The following is a 17944-nucleotide window of genomic DNA, read 5'->3' as shown; positions in this document are numbered from 1 at the left end:
ACTATTGGGTTTGAATTATTTATTTAATTCTAAATAGTTTTTATAATCATTTAGATTATCACGTAAAATGCGACGTAATTCTAAAACAGCTTCAGGTGTTTCTTGGATAGAGTGACCACCTTGAATGACTTTTACCGAAGATTGACCTGTTAAGTGTGAGCTGAGATAGGGAACAAAGCCATCATTCATTTTTTGAGGGTCATGGCTTTTAACTTGATTTCCCATAATCGAATGATAGATAAATTTTTGATTTGGCAAAATATCTGAAGTCAGCTTCATAAAAGATGAATTTGGGCTCAGATTACTTGCACCATTAAAAGCTAAGCCTTGATTTAAATTATGTTTATTTCCTGTTGTGGATTGATTAAATTCAATCGCATTGAAAAAATTCTGAGGAAGAACAATAATTTTTTTGGCAAAGTTGGTAAACCAACGATCTGCATAAGGCGTTCCATGGTGTGGGCTGGCAATAAAAATCGCACGGCTAAACTGAGGTAAAGAACGGAAAATAAATCGTTCTTTGATGATTGGCTCTTGGTCGAGTTTATGCTTTTGTGCAGCACTCATCAGTGGAATAGCTTGCGTTGAAATATCTTGATCACTGACCAATAAACGATTAATAATGCCTCCCATACTATGTCCAATCAACACAGCATTTTTACTTGATTCAGAATTTGGTTCTGTAGTCGCAAAAGCTTGTTTGAGTAGGGCATGGATTTGAAAACGACTTTCAAAAATAGGCATATTGGTTGAGTAGAATACCTGCCAAACTTGATAATTATCACGTAAAACCTTATCGCCCATGATGTTATTGGTCAGAGCAATCCATGCTTCTGGACTGCTTGCAAGACCATGAATCATGACAATAATTTTTTTATTCGGCTGATAGGGTTCAAGCATGAATAAATGTGGCATGATCAGGTTTTGTTCACGATTCAATAGGGTTTTATAGCCCGCAGAACCTAGATTATTTTCAGAAAGCCATAAACCAAAAGGCACGGAATAATTGGCGGTAAATGTATAAGGCTTTAAATTGACTTCAGTTGTATGGTATTGGTAAGGGTTGAGGATTTGAATTTTAAAAGGTGCGCCATTGATGATTTGTGTACCTGTAAGTTTGAAATCAAGCGGTTGAGCAACAGTGCTGACAGGTAAATATTTGGCACGTTGAATATTAGGATTGGGTTGATGTGCGTAGTATTGTTCAGGATTTAATATAAATTCATTTTTCTTATTTTGTTTAGTTTCTGCTTTTACTACAACAAATTCTGAACCTAGACCTTCCTGTCTATTAATCGCATAAAAACCTGAAAAATTAAGATTATAACTCGACTTTAAACTCTCAATAGGCATATTTTTGAGTTGTGGATATTGGTCAAAATTGAGCGAATATTGTGAATTTCCAATATTAAATTGCTCAGGAAAGGTTGGTGATGGATGGAGTAAATATTGGCTGATGATCAATCGTGATAATGCATAATTATAAAATGTACGAACTTGAGATTGCCGTTGGTCAAATAGTCGTGTTTCAGCTTTTTGCGGTAATTTAAATAAATAAGCATAGCTATAACGTAAGCTTTTATCGAGTAAGTAAAGTTCTTGTTTTAAAAAATCTTGCGTATTTTTATCTAAATTTTGTTGTGGTTTAAGCGCTGATAAATGTTGATCTTGAATTTGTAAGGCTTTGGCTAAATAAATTTCACTTGCTGTGGCATAGAGATCCTCATTTTCTAAAGTTCTATTTTCCTGAATATTGGAAATACATTCATCAGCTTGGCTTAGGCAACGGTCTGAATTTTGCCCAACGATGTATAAAGAGCTGAGTGTTGCCTCACTGAGACGATGGTGGGTGAGATAGTTATCCGTTTTATTGGAAAGTGAAGTACTCAGTTGATTGACACGAAGTTGAACTACTTGGCAAGCGGATAAGCTACTGAACAGTGTAGCAAGTGTAAAAATGCGCAAAGTAGAGGAATGTGCGCTGAATTTAAAAGTTTTCGATTTAATTAAGCGAGGCATGTGAATCTACATTCCCAAAAATCGTTACAGTTGCTTTATTTTAGCTGAATGTGCGACTTAATCGAAATATTTCATGGAGAAATTCAGTTTTTATATTTAAAACGAAAAGAATGTACGCTGATCTATTACAGTATTGAGTTTTAAATAAATCATCACTATGAATGCGCATGAATGGTTTAAGTCATCGCCGTTTTATAGTGTGGAATGAATGGAAGATATACTGTAATTGATCTTCCATTCAGATCAATCATTTAAATGAATCGCTTAGGAGTCAGTTGTTTGAAACTCATCTACTTCAAATTTAGTCATTTAAAAGTTTGTTGATGTCTTTAGGCGCACCTTGTTGGCTTTGAATTTCACCTTTGGCATCTTTCCAAATCATGGCTGGTGTTGCATAAAAACCGTATTTATCCATCAGTTTGTTATTATTATCTATTTTTTCAGACAGATCTTTAGGCATATTTTTCAATTCAACCAATTTATTTTTGCCATTGCTTAAATTGTGTTGCTTAAACACTTCAGCGGGATTTGCACTATTTAAAATAGTTGCAGCTTGTCCTTTGCTGCTTGGACGAATGACACCAACCAAGATATGACGTAATTGGACTTTGCCCGACTCTACAAATGGACGTGCTTGCTTCCAAAAGGTGTGGCAATACGGACAATTTGGATCATTAAACACATAAATGATTTTCTTAGCATTGCTGTCACCATCTTGAATCCACGCTGATTTTTCTAGGCTTTTCCAAATTTCATCTAAGACAGCACCTTTAACATGAGTGTTAATCGCTTCTTCTGAAAGATTTTTTCCTGAAGCATCATATAAATCTCCAACGATATAATGCTTTCGATCTTTAGAAATAAAGACAGTTGAAGGGTATTCATCACGATAACCTGTCCAACCCTCAAGACCCTCAGGGGCATCAATTTGTTGAACAAAGCGATAACCCTCTTTCTCAAGTTTGTTTTTAATTACATCTGTATTGGCAGAAAAAACAGAACTACTCATCAATAACATGAGTGAAGATGTGAGTGAATATAGACTCAATTTTTTTAGGTTCATCGTGAATATAGCTCCATATTTAAACCAAAAGATAAGAATTAAACTTGCTTATTTTGAAGTTAATTTTTGAATTTGTTGCTGTAACATCGCATGGCTGATTTCGCCCATATGCGAATCTACCAATTGACCCTGAGCATCGAAAAATAGGGTGCTTGGTAAACCATACATTCCAGTTTTTTGAGCAACTGTGCCGTTAGCATCAAGCAATACATTGTGTAAATCGACTTGATGAGTGAGCAGATAAGTTTGCACAGTTTTCGCATCTTCATTTTGATTGATGAAAATGAATTGCACATTTGGATACTTTTTCTGTGCCTCACTTAAAATAGGCATTTCGCGACGACATGGCGGACACCAACTCGCCCACAGATTGATGACGACTGGTTTGCCTAGGAATTGGGTTAACTCAACTTGATTTTGTTCAAGATTAAGTAAATGCGCTTCAGGAAATTGTTGATATTGCATTTGAATCTGCTGATGGATAAAACGTCCAGCAACAAAAACCACAAGAAAAATAGTCATGGCGAGGATTAAAAACTTCTTAGTTAATGCTCGATTTTTCCAATAAATCCATGCCAAAGCTGCAAAGAGTGCGCCATAAATTTGAAAGCCTTTATCCTGAATTTTAATAATATCTAAGGGATGTTCTAAATAAATACTAAAATTCAATGCAACAAAGCCGATTCGACCTGCAATCAAACCGATCAAAATTGCAGTCCAAATCGAATCATTGAACACAGTCCATTGTGCTGCAGACACTTTGAAATAAGAATGTGAAAACTTGCAGACTAAAATACTGATTAAAATCGCAAGCACCAGAATCATGATGCTCCAAGGCAACATGATCGGTCCGAGGTGAATCGCTTGGGTCGTGATCATGGCGAATGATTCAACTGAGTTTTTATTTTAGCAGTTTGCTGAATGAGCTGTTTTGCATTAAATGTCCCAGTAAAACGTAAACCACGAATTTCTTGCGCATTGGCATTTAAAAATAACATCGTTGGTGGACCTAAAATTTCATGTTGCTTCAAAATTAGATCTTGAGATTCATTATATTTAGTCAAATCGAGTTGAATCAGGGTGAAATCTTTTAATGCGGTTTGTACTTCGACTTGTGGAAAAACTTCTTTTTCAATCGGTTGGCATGCAACGCACCAATCTGCATAGACGTCGATAATGATCGGTTTACCTATTAATTTTGCATCATTTAAAGCAGTATTGAGTTGTTCCGCTGTAGAAACTTTATTCCATGTTAAATGTGCTGTTTGACTATATTGGGTCTGATAGGCTGCATAGCTTTGTTGGATATTCCAAAATGAAGCAACAAGACTCACAACTGCAATCAATGCCAGAATGACTTTATTGAGTACTTTCTCACTGTCACGCAGGGCATTAAATAAGTAAATCGCAAGAACTAAACACAGTAACGCAAATAAAGCGCTATAGATTGTGGTCGATAGCATTGGACGGATGAAATACAATGCAACCATGAGCATAATAAAGCCAAAGCTGACTTTAATGCGATCCATCCATTTACCTGGTTTTGGCAATAAGCGAGAGCCGAAAACGCTGGCAATGAATAAGGGCAGTCCAATCCCAAGACCTAAAATAAATAAATATAATCCGCCTAAAACAGCACTTTGAGATTGCGAGACAAATAACAACGCACCTGCCAAAGGCGCACTCATACATGGTCCAACGATTAAAGCCGAAAGTGCGCCCATAACGACCGCACCTAAAATCGTGCCTGCTTTTTGATTATTCTGTAAATTGCTCAGTTTGTTGGTGATAAATTGTGGCAAATTGAGTTGATATAAACCAAATAAATTCAATGCTAAGACCACAAATAAAACTGCAAATAATGAAACAATCCAAGGGCTTTGAAACCAGCGTTGGAAGCTATAACCAATTTCAGCGACCACAATACCCATGATGGCGTAGATCACTGCCATGCTAATAACAAAACTGAGTGCAATGGCAACAGCTTTGTAGCCTTTGGCATTTTTAATAATAATTCCTGAAAGAATCGGAATAAGCGGCAATGAGCAAGGTAAAAATGCCAGTAATATACCCAATCCAAAGAATACTAAAAGGTTTAAAAATAAAGAATCTTTTGATAAAAGTTTAAAAAATGATTGATCATCATTCCATTGTAATGACGTTGTGTTGTCAATATTGCTGTTTTTCTCAATTGATTGAGCAACATTCGCAGATTCATTGCTATTGGTTGCTATCACATTTGAAGTTGGGTTTTGATCTGTTGCTTCTGACGATGCAGGTGAATTGATACTATCCAATTTTACAGGTGCATCTGGGAGCTTTTTATCCTCAACTGGAGCAAGAATGGAATCATTTTTGATTGGATCTTGCTTTGCATCCTGCACCTTCACTTTATTCGATGAAGATTGCTCAAGTGAATTATTATCATTGGACTGTCGATTTAAAAGACGATTTGCTGATGAACTATTTTGAGGAAATAAGCCATTTGCATCAGTTGAAATCGTTTTACGTTGTAATGGATAACATAAGCCATCCGCAGAACAGCCCTGATAGAGCACTTGATAATCCGCATTTGGTTTTACATTGATTTGGGTGCTGACCTGTTCGTAATGAACTTCTGTTTTACCAAAAGTAGGGTCATCTTTGATTTGACCTTTGGGTAAATGTAAAGGAACCGATTTATGCTCTAAATTGACTTTAAATTGATCGTGATATAAGTAGTAATGCGGTGCGATTGTCCATTTCAATTGCGCTTTTTGATTTGAAATAGACTCAACCGACAACTGGAAAGCTTGATCAGGTGGTAAAAAATCAGAATTGGCATGACTGATTGAACTAAGCCCCAGTAGTGTAAAACACCCTATACTGATCAATTTTTTAAACGACATAATTCCATTTCTTTACTGAATTTACTCTTATTATCCATAATTTTAGATATAGCGGGGATTATTCTCGGTTTTTCTTTGTTAACTGATGAAGCGTAGTGATAAAACGCCTAGCAGATAAAATTTATGTTATCTAAAAATCAAACAATACTTAAAATTTTGATCAGCATTGTGGTAAATCCATTTATCCATAATCTTTGCGACCCCCTCATTTGGGGAATATGTTTCAATTTTGAAAACTCATAACATTTAAAAATAATTTTAAAGGGGATTAGAAAATGAAAAATACATTCATTAAGACGCTATTATTTACCTCTATGATCAGTTTAGTTGCATGTGGAGGCGGTGAATCTGAAGACAGTAATTCAGGTTCAAAAGGTTCTTCTGATACAACGAAAATTGAACCAGGAACTAATCAAGATATTACCAATAGTTATGATACTAAAGGGATTATTTTAGATCAGAATAATCAACCAATTAAGAATGCAAAAATTGCTATTACTTTAGATAATATTGAATATTCAACGCGTTCTAACCAATCTGGTCAATACACTTTAAAAACGCCACAAGAATACGTTTATCCAGAATATGTTTCAGGTGTTATTACTGCGGAAGGGTATAAACCTGCGGCTTTAATACTGAATTATAAAAATAAATTGTTATTGACTAATGACAATAGCAACAACCCAAAACTTTCAGTATTACAGGAAAATGATGTCATCTTCTTTAATGGTCTAACGGTTATCCATTTAGGCAATGACTCTTTTGGTGGTAGTGTTAATTCAAAATTTCAAGTCAAATCTTCAGGGGTAACTTGGAAAGATAGTTTTATTTATTCTGCTGATAAAAAGTCAAAATACAATCAAATCTGTATTTCGATGTCGGCAAAAGGTGTGCAATCGTCTACAAGTAGCGACACAATTGAATTAAGTTCTAAGTCTGGTCAAAAGGTTGTAAAAAGCCTTGTGGATAGTCCAACAACTGGCGAATATGCAAACGCACAATATTGTCTTTCATTGCAAAATTTCCAAGCTGATGAGCAAATCGAGTTAAAAGTAGCTTCAAATGATGTTTATGATGCAGATGATTTTGAAATAATTAACATTATTGGACAATATAGTCATACTTCTACAGGAACAGGAACAGGAACAGGAACAGGAACAGGAACAGGAACAGGAACAGGAACAGGAACAGGAACAGGAACAGGAACAGGAACAGGAACAGGAACAGGAACAGGAACAGGAACAGGAACAGGAACAGGAACAGGAACAGGAACAGGAACAGGAACAGGAACAGGAACAGGAACAGGAACAGGAAGTACGGCAGGCTTTACCAGTTTCACAGGTAATTTTGGTCAAGTCTTAGATCTTGTAACTCAAAATGTTTCAAATACAAATATGGTAAATGGAGCATGTAGCGTAACGCGTTCAGGAAATACCTTAACTATAAAAATGCCAAGTAAAAATGTGTCTATAAGTTTAACTGCAAATGAACAACACGGTGATACAGCACCAATTAATGGCGTAAGTATATTGAGTATGCTTGATTCAAATCACAATATATGGCAAATGACATATAACAATCAAAGTGGGACGACTTATAAAACAGGCGCAATTATGATGGGTGATAAAAGTTATACTTGTATAAACTACTAATACAACTAATAAGTTCACTGTATAAGACCGCTTTAAAAAAGCGGTCTTTTTTGTAATAGACGGTGTGAGATATACTTTTAAATACCCTAATGATTTTTGTATAAATAAAGCACAACCCTTAAGTTTTTTGTATTGAAACAATTGAAATCAAACTGATCTAGTCCCATATAAAAGTTAAGTAATCGCACAGACAAGTTGTGAAAATTGACCTATGATCAATGCATATCACATTACAAGACAAGTCTAAGCAAACAATAGGATCAGGACATCATATGAATATTGCGGCAAACCCTATAGTTGAAGCACAACAAACTGTTTATTTAAAAGATTATCAAAAACCTTCCTATGTTGTAGATTCCATTGATCTCAATATCCAAGTGTATGATGACCATACTCAAGTCGATTCTAAATTAGTCATGCAACGACAAGCGGCTGGCGATTTAGTATTACTTGGTCGTGATCTTGAATTAAAATCCATTTCGATTAATGGAAAGCAACTTACAGAAAGTGAGTATCAGCTGGATACTGAGCAACTGGTTATTTCAAATACACCAGATGCTGCAATTGTCGAAATTTCAGTGCTTATCCATCCTGAATCAAATACTCAACTTGAGGGCTTGTATCAAGCTGCGGGTAATTTATTTGTAACGCAAAATGAGCCTGAAGGTTTCCGTAAAATTACTTTTTATCCAGATCGCCCAGATGTGCTTTCGGTTTTCACGACGCGTGTTGAAGCAGATAAAAAATATCCTGTTTTATTGGCAAATGGTAATTTGATCGAAGCGGGTGAAGCAGGTGAAAGCCGTCATTATACAATTTGGCAAGATCCAACCAAAAAACCAAGTTATTTATTTGCTTGTGTGATTGGTGATTTGGCAGTTTTAAAAGATCGCTACACAACCTCTGAGGGTCGTGATGTTGCTTTAGAAATCTATGCTGAAGAAAAAGATATTCCAAAATGTCACATTGCCATGGAAGCTTTAAAGCACTCAATGCGTTGGGATGAAGAACATTATGGTCGCCCTTATGATCTTGATAATTATATGATCGTGGCAACTAGCGCATTCAACATGGGCGCAATGGAAAATAAAGGCTTAAATATTTTCAATACTTCATGTGTACTTGCAGATGAAGAATATACGACTGATGCTGCAATCATGCGTGTGCAATCTGTCATTGCCCATGAGTACTTCCATAACTGGACAGGTAACCGTATTACTTGCCGTGATTGGTTCCAATTGTGTCTCAAAGAGGGCTTAACCGTTTTCCGTGATCAGTCATTCTCGGAAGATTTGCAATCCGCTGCGGTACAACGTATTGATGATGTTGCAGTGTTAAAAGCACATCAATTCCCAGAAGATGCAGGCCCATTGTCACATCCTCCACGCCCAGATCATTTTGTCGAAATTAATAATTTCTACACAGCGACAGTGTATGAAAAAGGTGCAGAAATTAACCGCATGATGGCAACTTTATTGGGTAAAGAAAAATTCCGTAAAGGTACAGATGAATATTTCAAACGTCATGATGGTCAAGCGGTGACGGTTGAAGATTGGGTTGCTGCTTTAACAGCGGGCTCAGGTGTGGATTTATCAGCTTTCTTAATTTGGTACAACCAACCTGGTACGCCAAAACTTGAGGCAAAAGGTGAATACGATGCAGCAAACCAGACATATCGTTTGAGCTTTAAGCAAAGTTTGAAAGCACATGCTAAATATCCAAACTTAAAAGCTGTACCGATCCCAGTTGCATTGGCTTTATTTAATGCAAAAACAGGTGAGCAGTATGCACTTCATTCTGATGCATTGTTTGAAAATGGTGTAAAGGATGGTGTTTATTTATTTGATCAAAATGAAGCAACGATTGAATTTACAGGTATTACTGAAAAACCAGTTGCATCATTGTTGCGTAATTTCTCAGCACCTGTAAATCTTGAATTTAACTATTCAGATGAAGAACTTGCATTCTTATTACAATACGAAACCAATGGTTTTAATCAATGGCAAGCAACGCAAACATTGCTTGAACGTATTTTGTTGAATGGTCATGATGCGCAAGTTTATCTCAATGCAATTCAGCAAACGCTTCCGTTTGTGATTGCGAAAGATCCGCTATTGGCTTCGCGCTTATTTGATGTGCCTACTGAAGGTTATTTAGGTAGCCGTATCGACCAAGATTACAATCCAGCTGTGATTAATGAAGCACGTGAAGCTTTATTGAATCAATTGGCGAAAGTATTGGGCGGTTTTGCTAAGGAAACATATCTATCACTTGATCCAGATTCACAAAATGAGTTTTCCCAAGCAATGGGGGTTCGTGCGCTTAGAAATATCATGTTGAGTTTCATTGCCCGTCAAGGGGATGAAGAGGCTTTTAATTTGGCAAATACCCAGTATAAAAATGCTGAAAATATGTCTGAACGTTTAGGTGCAATTAAAGTCCTTGTTTGGAATGATGCACCACAGACCAAAGATGTATTACAAGATTTTTATAATCATTTTAAAGATGAAGCATTATCTTTAGATCAATGGTTTATGATCCAAGCTGCACATCCTAAAGCAACTGCTGAAACGATTCAATATTTAACTTCACATGCAGATTATGATTTGGGTGTACCAAACCGTATTCGTGCGGTGAGCGGTGGCTTAAATGCCAATCCTGTGAATACTTGGAGTTTTGGTGTTCAGCATTTTGTAGATTTGGCAAAATACTTAGATGAAAAGAATCCAATTGTTGGTTCACGTTTATTACAAGTGTTGACGCGTTGGTACACTTTGGCTGAACCACAACGTGGTGAAGTAAAAGCAGCATTGGAAAGTTTAAAAGCACAAGTTAAATCAAAAAATGTCAGTGAAACTGTAAATAGTATGTTAAGTATTTAACTTGTTGTAAATAATTGATTTTTAATTATTTATTATGCTATTTGTCTTATTTTTAATAGGGCAAATAGCACTTTTGGAACTTATAGAAAACAAATACTTAAGCTATAGTTTTGCAGGCTATTTTTCTGTCAAATCGGCAAATGGTAGTTTAATTCCAATATCAACATCATTCCAGATGATTTCATGTCCCGACTCGTAATGTTCTGTCATCTTCGGTGTTGCATGTCCTGCTAATGCCTGAGCACTACGACCAGCTTTTTTATGTAAGAAAATAGCTAATGCTCGAATTTCATGAAAACTTGGGCGCTGTTTAGATGTATAGTTTGGATATGCATTGGTTGATGTCGCTAACTTTGCAAAATTTTTAGTGATATATTGTTTGTCTAATTGAGTGAAATGTTCTTTCACAACATCGATATTAGGACGTCCTTTACGGTTCGGTACTCTATGAATAATAAAAGGGCTATCAATCCCATCGTTACATTGATTTAAAACCTTTTGTAGTTCCTCATCAATTTTAATCCGCACGTAACCAGCACCTTCGGAAACTTCGAATTCATCTTCAGGATCGTCCGTTGTTTTCTCTTGTGCAACGTGTAAATACCCATCAACTATATGTTCCCATTTCATATTGATAATATCGATGCGTCTTTGTGTCGTTAGCATCGCTAGATCAATGGCATTCTTCATCCATGGTTCGGCTGCATCACGAATTATCGCTAGTCCTTCAACGGTATGTCTTTTTCGTTCTTTATGCGGAAATTTTCGTAAAGTTAGCTGTGCTGGGTTATCAGGACATAAGCCTTTACTCACAGCAAGATCAAATATTTCCATTAAGATAGATCTTGTTTGATTACTTGGTACGGTTGTTAAAGAATCCAAGTGAGCATTGATCATCAGCAATGTAATGCTATCCATACTTAAGTCACGCCATTTGTTTTGACAGAACGTTAGATAAATACGATAGGTTTGCTTTGTGCTTTTAGATAATGGCTTTCCATCTTTTCTGCGCTTGTGTAAAAACCAATTTTCAGAAAACTCACCAAATGCCACACTACCTGAAACTTTTGCAACCAAATCAGAGGTGGTCCCACTTGTTTGAACAACTAAAAGCGTATTTATAAGTGATATTCCGCTCTAGTTAAGCCACCTTGTTTTGTTGGGGTAGCTGATCATAGTAAAACTCATTTGGTGTCATTTTGTCTAGACTCGAATGAGGTCGTTTCAAATTATAAAACTCAAAATATGCACTTAATTGCTTTTTCGCATCTGTGACACTGCTATAAGCTTTGAGATACACCTCTTCATATTTAACGCTCCGCCATAATCGTTCAACCATCACATTATCTACCCATCGACCTTTACCATCCATACTGATTTGAATGCCATTTGATTTCAATACATCAATAAATGCATCACTGGTAAACTGGCTGCCTTGGTCTGTATTAAATATTTCAGGTCGACCATATTTTTCAATCGCTTCATTTAAAGCCGAAATACAAAAATCCACCTCCATACTAATCGATACCCTATGCGCAAGTACCTTGCGGCTATGCCAATCAATCACAGCACATAAATAAACAAAGCCTTTTGCCATAGGGATATACGTTATATCCGTAGACCACACTTGATTACTGCGCTGAATAGCCAACCCTTTGAGCAGATATGGATATTTACGGTGAGCTTGATTAGCCTGGCTTAAATTTGGTTTGCAATATAACGCCTGAATACCCATTTTCTTCATTAAAGTACGTGTATGACGTCGTCCTATATGATGTCCTTGACGATTCAACAAATCACGCATCATACGACTGCCTGCAAAAGGATATTGCATATGTAATTCATCAATACATCGCATCAGCTTCAGATCTGATGCACTCACAGGTTTTGGGCGATAGTAATAACAACCACGGGAGACTTTCAGCAGCTTAGCTTGCTTAGATACTGAAATCTGAAGTGAGTCGTCGATTAACTTTTGTGGTTGAAGCGGCCCAGTTTCTTCAACACACCTTCTAAAAAATCAATTTCTAATGCCTGCTCACCGATTTTTGCATGTAGTTTTTTTAGATCGATGGGTGGTTCTGTTGGAGCTTTTGATTGATCGAAAGCTTGCGAGGAAGCTGAGATCAATTGATTTTTCCAGTCAATAATTTGGTTTTGATGAACATCAAACTCAGCACTCAATTCAGCAAGTGTTTTTTCTGCTTTAATCGCAGCAAGTGCTACCTTAGCTTTAAAATCATTTGAATGATTTCTTCTTGGTCTACGTGCCATAAAATACTCCATATATTGATGTTTATAACATCATTTGAGGAGCAGAATATCACTTATAGGAGTTGTTCAAATTTACGGATCCATCTCTAATCCACCTCAGGTATCAATAAATCATTAAGTTTACGAGCTGCTTGAAAAGCCTTTTGTCTATCAATACCCATTGAATGAAATTTACCTGTGATGGGGTGGCGATATCGCCACGATTTCCCATCACCGCGATAAAGGTTTGTTGGCACATCAAGATTCCCTTTTTTTCTTGGACGTCCCATGTCAACCTCTCAAAACTTTATCAACAAGATCATCACCAGTTTGCTTTTGATAAAGATCCCAGTCGATATACCAGAGTTTGCCTTTTTGTTTAGCTGGTAATTCACCTTTGCGACAAGCTCGTGTAATTGTTTGTGGAGAAGGTGGGGTTGCATTTTCATCATCTCCATACACCAACTCAAGAAATTTTGAAACTTTTACTAAACAAGTCATCAACCTTCCTCCTTTCTATTTGCATCACGAATAGCCTTAGCCCAAGCTTCAAGTTTTTCAATTTTTTGGTAACGCCATTCTGGCACCGCTATTTCACCATCGAGATTATCGGATAAAACTTCACCACAAATTTTAATAATCTCATCAGCAGCTTTTGCAGTAAGTTCACTCATGACTCCGCTCCTGTGCTTCGATCATGGCTTTGTATTCTTCAAAATCACAATTTTCAGGATCAGTTTGTGTAAGTAAATCTTGTATTTTACAAGCTGTACACCACCATTCATTTATACGTGGATTTTTAGACTCAAAAGGGTAGACTTTGCTATTAGGATCACGCTGATAAACATTCATAGATGATGCCAGTAGATCAACTAGTTTTAATGTTTGATCTATTATCTCAAAATCAGTTCTACTTTCAGGCACAGCCATTTGTTGGGCTGCTTGCCACATAAACCACATTTGGCGCGTCTGATCTTTAAACCAAATAATGTCACCATTAGTATCATTAACGTGCTCAAACAATTGTTCATCAGTAAGTGTTTGTGATAGCAAGTCATATACAAAAGTGCTTTTAAATCGTTTAATAAATTCTTCTTTTTGAATATCCATTACGCCACCCGCTGAACTTTTAAAAAATAAACTTCATTTTCGGTTTTAAACTCAGCACACTGAAGAATTGCCTTTACTGTTTTTACACTGAGTCTAGAAGCAGTCATTAATTGACTCACAGACAAGCCGAATGGCTCATTTTCCAAAACTTTGATTACTTTATTTTTTGCGTTTTCAAAGTTCTTTTTTGCCACTTCTTTTTGAAAATCTTTAGCAGAATCCATATCACCAGCTCCATACTTCAAAATTAATTACTATCGTTCCGTTTACAATCAATAAAATTTCAAACAACAAAAGACAAAACTCCATTTTTATCTCCTTTGACTTCTAGAAAGTCTGGTGAAGTCAGATGATCTTCAAACTCTTTACCAAGCTCAAATGCAGCAGGATTACCATTTAAAGTGTCAGTGACTAAAACATAGTGATGTTTCTTTTTGATTCCACGGTCGCTTGTACGCGCCGTGAAACCCTTTTCTTTTAAATTTGAAACTTGATACCCAAGTTTGGTGAACCAGATGCGAAAAGCATCTAGGTTCTTTCTTTTGACTACGGTCTTCATTGAGTTGCACCGTTTTCAAGTTCAAAACGACGGGCTTTTACGTAACCCATTAACTTCGGTTGAATATCAGGATGACGGCTTGAAACATCAATTTCCAACGCATCTAAGGCTGTAAGATCGGGAGCAGTTTGAATTAGGACCATTAATGAAGGTGGCTCTGATACTTGTGGGGCATCAGTATTTAATTCATTCAAACGTTTGGTGATAGCAGACATTAGAGGTTTGCGCTGTTCTTCAGTCCACTCAACTGTGTATTTATAAAGAGCATTCGCTTCTTTCGGTGATCCAGCCTTTTGAGCGCACTCAATCAATTCAGCAAGTAATTTTTGATACTGGTTTTCATTGGCTTTTTGGATAAATGCTTCATTACTATAATCACCCTCAGTAATCTCAGGTTGTTTGACTTCCTCCTTAGGAGGTGCATCATTTAAATTACAGACAGAACCTTTAATATCATCAGCAGGGCGACTATTGGGTTTATGTGTTTCAACAACTTTTGGTGCATTGGTTTCCCACGGAAGATCTGTGCTTTCTTCACCTGTAGGTTTTACAGACTCAACTTGAGTAACCTCGGGTTCAACTTTCTTACTACGTGAAGTGCGTTTTTTAGGCTTATCATTAAAACCATCTTTAACTTCAATATCGGTAATCATATTGCCGAATGTTTTACCAAAAGCTTGCAGTTGTAGCTTTGCATTTTCTTCATCAAGTTGAGCAAAGCCATTTGCAACACTTAAACAAATATCGCCGTGCTCATTGTCATACTGAGTGCGCAATATACACGTAGGCATCACAATATAAATTTCTTGGCCATTTTCTAAATCATGCGGTTCAGCTGGCTTAGTGAATTGGATTTCAGCCAAAGTTAAAGTTTCGCGTTTGATGCAAAACTCATAACCAGATAAAGCAAAAATCGTAGCAGGGAATTGATCTAAATCAGTGAAGTCCATCAATTCACCTGCAGCGCGGCACATAATATTTTTACCAGACATTAAGGCTGCGAATGCTTCATTACCATTTAATATATTCATGCTGACCACCCCTCCATGTCTGACTTTGCTTGGCATGCATTAAGAATTTGTTGTTCGTATTTGGTACCACGGAAATAATCTGCTGGACGATTCAAAACATTAGCATTCGAAGCATTCTTAATGTCTTTGAGTGCTAATTGGTAATCGCTATCAAGGCGTGCATCATTTTCAGCTTGAAGTTGTTGCTCATTGTCTTGATGGGCTTGTTTATTACGCTGAATGATTGTTTGAATACCATTACATGTTTCATCAAACTTTTGCTGTTGAACATCATGAAGACTATTAAGCCCACGTTTAGCGCAGAAATTTTCAATATTAATACCAGCTTGAAGCATGAGTGCTTCCAACTCAAAATATTGATTTCCAGTAATACAGGCATCCGCCGAACCTGAAACAAGCCATTGCTTCAAGGCTGCACCATCATTTTCACTCAGCATTCTTGATTCAAGAAACAGGCGTGTACGGTCTTTTGTCGCAATTGCGATTTTGTCATGAGTGAGATCTAGTACAGTGGTAAATTCATACTCAATACCATCTCGCTGTTCGGCTTTCATGCCAATTTTTTCAACTTTCTTTTTGCCATTATCATTGGTTTGCACTGTTTCCATTTTTGAGCGCAATGTCACAATGATGTTGATACTTGACTGAAGAATTGCATCGATAAATTTACGATGACGCGGAGTAACTTGACTCCATGCACCCCAGCTATTTCCTTTAAATGTTGTAGAAGCTAATTTATCTACGATTTCGAGACAACCACCAACACCAGACCATTCATGTGTGATGCTATCGATAATTAATGTATCAAAGCCTGCATTTTCAGCTGCCTTAATAGCTTCAATAAATTTTTCAGGGGAGTAAGGTGGTTGTAGGTTGGCATGTTCAAAATCAACGATGTCATCGTACAATTCAGCACTACTATTTTCAGTGTCAACCACTGCAATACGACCACCAATCCCTTTAGCAAGAATTAGTGCACCAAACGTTTTACCAGCGCCTGTAGGACCTGCAATTGCCAAACGGAGTTTTGCATTTTTACGCTGTGCTTTTTTAAAGAATACAGTCATGATCTATCTCCTACATTAAGCCACGACTAGCACGTTTCCACTTCTTATAATCAGAAGAAGCAAAATGGCCAGCGTCATTTAAACGGTCGTAGTAATCTGAATTTGATTTGACTGTAACTGCTTTACTAAGCAAATCGTTCAGCTTTTCTGATACTTTGTTATCTTGGATCTTGAACAAAGTATTCGGATATTCACGATACAAATCGTACTTTTGCTGAAAGCCTTTAAGCGCAAAATCCTTTTTTTCTTTCAACTTCAAGATATAAAAAGTAGGTTTTTCAGTGCCCACACGGTAACGAGCACCTTGTGATGTTTCGCTGTCGAATTGGCAGAAGAAAGTAGGTTTAGTAAGTAGATTCATTAGATCGCCTCCACTAAACGATTACGCATGATGTAGCCAGCGATAAGCGAATTGATTGCACGATGGTCAGCATCAACAGTGAAGTCGTTAAATTCAGCGCCGTAGATAGACTTAACATTATCAACTGCAAGGTTATAAACCTCGACTTCTGTGTATTCAGAACCGTGCACGCCATAGTCGGCAGGGTACTTATCGAAATCAAAACCAACTTTTAAGATGTAATCATCAAGTTTCACTACAGCTGTACCTGAGTGATCTGAATCTAATTTAAGCGTTTGAACTTCATAGGTAGATGGAGTGATTACAGGGATTGCTACCGGTGGTTTGTATTCAGTTGAATCAGGGTTATATGCAAATGCAATAACACCTGTGGTGATTAAGCCCGCAAGTGCTGCGACTTTGATAAAGCCTACTTGCTGTACACGATGTGTAACAGCAGGGTTGATGGATTGAGGTTTTATGTTCATACTTATCTCACTCTTTGAGTAAAAGTCCCGTCGGTCAGAGGTCAGGGGCTTTTTTGTTGTCTGTGAGATAAATATAAACAAAATGTTTATAGTGCGCAAGTATTGTTTAAACGATTTGTGTAAATATTTTGTTTAATGTGTTTTAATAGATAAAAGAAAACCCACGCGGGGTGGGTTGAATGGAGTTTTCCATGAGTAATGAAGCAATTAAAAAAGCATTAGAAGATGCACGGCATGAACTTACAACACTTCATAATTTAACAGTTACAGATAACATTGAATCAGGAGTAACATGGGTTACAGATGTTAGTAGCACATTGAAATTAATAGATGATGTGCTTAACGAACTTTAATGTAGCTATATCCACCTTTTTTAATATATGCATCCAAGTATTCACCGTGAGAGCTTGCATTCATCAATTGTATATATAGGCGTTCTGGTACATTGAAGTATTGATAAATACTTCCGTTTAGGAATTCTACTTCCAATCTTGAAATTGATGAATCATATCCAATCGAATGGATATTACTTGAGGAAACCCTAGTTCTTTGCATTACATTCTCCACCCGATCAAATGCTTCGGGTTCGCAG

General features: G+C 36.8%; 20 protein-coding genes. 3 read left to right on the top strand and 17 right to left on the bottom strand.

The window, feature by feature from the left end; all coding sequences use genetic code 11:
• Positions 1–15 precede the first annotated feature (15 nt).
• The 4 genes from BEN71_RS11305 to dsbD all read right to left on the bottom strand — a co-directional run bounded on the left by BEN71_RS11305 (position 16) and on the right by dsbD (position 5970).
• A complete protein-coding gene (locus BEN71_RS11305; RefSeq protein ID WP_116704567.1) occupies positions 16–2019 on the bottom strand; it encodes an esterase/lipase family protein in 2004 nt (667 codons plus the stop codon).
• 301 nt (positions 2020–2320) lie between these two features.
• Complete coding sequence (gene dsbG / locus BEN71_RS11300) at positions 2321–3082, bottom strand: thiol:disulfide interchange protein DsbG (protein ID WP_068973146.1); 762 nt, start codon at positions 3080–3082, stop codon at positions 2321–2323.
• A gap of 48 nt (positions 3083–3130) precedes the next feature.
• Complete coding sequence (locus BEN71_RS11295; protein WP_068973145.1) at positions 3131–3961, bottom strand: TlpA disulfide reductase family protein; 831 nt, start codon at positions 3959–3961, stop codon at positions 3131–3133.
• Positions 3958–5970, bottom strand: a complete 2013-nt coding sequence (gene dsbD / locus BEN71_RS11290) for a protein-disulfide reductase DsbD (RefSeq protein WP_086322745.1) — start codon at positions 5968–5970, stop codon at positions 3958–3960. The genes BEN71_RS11295 and dsbD overlap by 4 nt, the downstream gene beginning before the upstream one ends.
• A 275-nt stretch (positions 5971–6245) precedes the next feature.
• Between dsbD and BEN71_RS19225 the strand changes: the two genes are divergently transcribed.
• Positions 6246–7622: a peptidase associated/transthyretin-like domain-containing protein gene (locus BEN71_RS19225; protein WP_167443677.1), complete on the top strand. Its 1377-nt coding sequence runs from the start codon at positions 6246–6248 to the stop codon at positions 7620–7622.
• A 272-nt stretch (positions 7623–7894) separates the two neighbouring features.
• On the top strand, positions 7895–10504 hold the full coding sequence (gene pepN, locus BEN71_RS11280; RefSeq protein ID WP_068973143.1) for an aminopeptidase N: 2610 nt from the start codon (positions 7895–7897) through the stop codon (positions 10502–10504).
• Between the two features lie 117 nt (positions 10505–10621).
• On the opposite strand, the gene BEN71_RS11275 is transcribed toward pepN, so the two are convergent.
• The 12 genes from BEN71_RS11275 to BEN71_RS11225 form a co-directional block, all read right to left on the bottom strand.
• Positions 10622–11581: a tyrosine-type recombinase/integrase gene (locus tag BEN71_RS11275; RefSeq protein ID WP_193924987.1), complete on the bottom strand. Its 960-nt coding sequence runs from the start codon at positions 11579–11581 to the stop codon at positions 10622–10624.
• Between the two features lie 64 nt (positions 11582–11645).
• Positions 11646–12778, bottom strand: a protein-coding gene (locus BEN71_RS11270) for an IS3-like element ISAba14 family transposase (protein WP_223155595.1) whose coding sequence is annotated in 2 segments (ribosomal slippage) — positions 11646–12526 and positions 12526–12778 — 1134 coding nt in all. Because the reading frame shifts where the segments join, the coding sequence is not laid out codon by codon here.
• An 86-nt stretch (positions 12779–12864) separates the two neighbouring features.
• On the bottom strand, positions 12865–13047 hold the full coding sequence (locus BEN71_RS11265) for a phage integrase Arm DNA-binding domain-containing protein (protein ID WP_068974411.1): 183 nt from the start codon (positions 13045–13047) through the stop codon (positions 12865–12867).
• A 1-nt stretch (position 13048) separates the two neighbouring features.
• Positions 13049–13258 (bottom strand): MerR family transcriptional regulator, encoded by a 210-nt coding sequence (locus BEN71_RS11260; RefSeq protein WP_068974410.1) that lies wholly within the window; start codon positions 13256–13258, stop codon positions 13049–13051.
• A complete protein-coding gene (locus tag BEN71_RS19220) occupies positions 13258–13431 on the bottom strand; it encodes a hypothetical protein (protein ID WP_167443676.1) in 174 nt (57 codons plus the stop codon). The genes BEN71_RS11260 and BEN71_RS19220 overlap by 1 nt, the downstream gene beginning before the upstream one ends.
• The gene (locus tag BEN71_RS11255; RefSeq protein WP_068974409.1) at positions 13424–13867 is read right to left on the bottom strand and encodes a hypothetical protein; all 444 of its coding nucleotides are present in this window, start codon (positions 13865–13867) and stop codon (positions 13424–13426) included. The genes BEN71_RS19220 and BEN71_RS11255 overlap by 8 nt, the downstream gene beginning before the upstream one ends.
• On the bottom strand, positions 13867–14091 hold the full coding sequence (locus BEN71_RS11250; protein ID WP_068974408.1) for a hypothetical protein: 225 nt from the start codon (positions 14089–14091) through the stop codon (positions 13867–13869). The genes BEN71_RS11255 and BEN71_RS11250 overlap by 1 nt, the downstream gene beginning before the upstream one ends.
• A gap of 59 nt (positions 14092–14150) precedes the next feature.
• Positions 14151–14426 (bottom strand): hypothetical protein, encoded by a 276-nt coding sequence (locus tag BEN71_RS11245; protein WP_068974407.1) that lies wholly within the window; start codon positions 14424–14426, stop codon positions 14151–14153.
• Positions 14423–15457 (bottom strand): hypothetical protein, encoded by a 1035-nt coding sequence (locus tag BEN71_RS11240; RefSeq protein WP_068974406.1) that lies wholly within the window; start codon positions 15455–15457, stop codon positions 14423–14425. Before BEN71_RS11240 ends, BEN71_RS11245 begins: the two co-directional genes overlap by 4 nt.
• Complete coding sequence (locus BEN71_RS11235; RefSeq protein WP_068974405.1) at positions 15454–16524, bottom strand: ATP-binding protein; 1071 nt, start codon at positions 16522–16524, stop codon at positions 15454–15456. Before BEN71_RS11235 ends, BEN71_RS11240 begins: the two co-directional genes overlap by 4 nt.
• A 10-nt stretch (positions 16525–16534) precedes the next feature.
• Positions 16535–16885: a hypothetical protein gene (locus BEN71_RS11230; RefSeq protein ID WP_068974404.1), complete on the bottom strand. Its 351-nt coding sequence runs from the start codon at positions 16883–16885 to the stop codon at positions 16535–16537.
• Entirely contained in the window at positions 16885–17352 is a 468-nt protein-coding gene (locus tag BEN71_RS11225; RefSeq protein ID WP_068974403.1) for a hypothetical protein, read from the bottom strand. Before BEN71_RS11225 ends, BEN71_RS11230 begins: the two co-directional genes overlap by 1 nt.
• Positions 17353–17543: 191 nt before the next feature.
• Between BEN71_RS11225 and BEN71_RS19140 the strand changes: the two genes are divergently transcribed.
• Positions 17544–17705: a hypothetical protein gene (locus BEN71_RS19140; protein ID WP_161553509.1), complete on the top strand. Its 162-nt coding sequence runs from the start codon at positions 17544–17546 to the stop codon at positions 17703–17705.
• Here the strand turns inward: BEN71_RS19140 and BEN71_RS11220 are convergent.
• Complete coding sequence (locus BEN71_RS11220; RefSeq protein WP_086322783.1) at positions 17692–17907, bottom strand: KTSC domain-containing protein; 216 nt, start codon at positions 17905–17907, stop codon at positions 17692–17694. The genes BEN71_RS19140 and BEN71_RS11220 overlap by 14 nt on opposite strands.
• Between the last annotated feature and the right edge of the window lie 37 nt (positions 17908–17944).

It is taken from the genome of Acinetobacter wuhouensis, assembly GCF_001696605.3.
GTDB classification, from domain to species: Bacteria; Pseudomonadota; Gammaproteobacteria; order Pseudomonadales; family Moraxellaceae; genus Acinetobacter; species Acinetobacter wuhouensis.
Note: the sequence above shows the minus strand (reverse complement) of the source record. Positions and strands in the feature narration are given on the sequence as shown.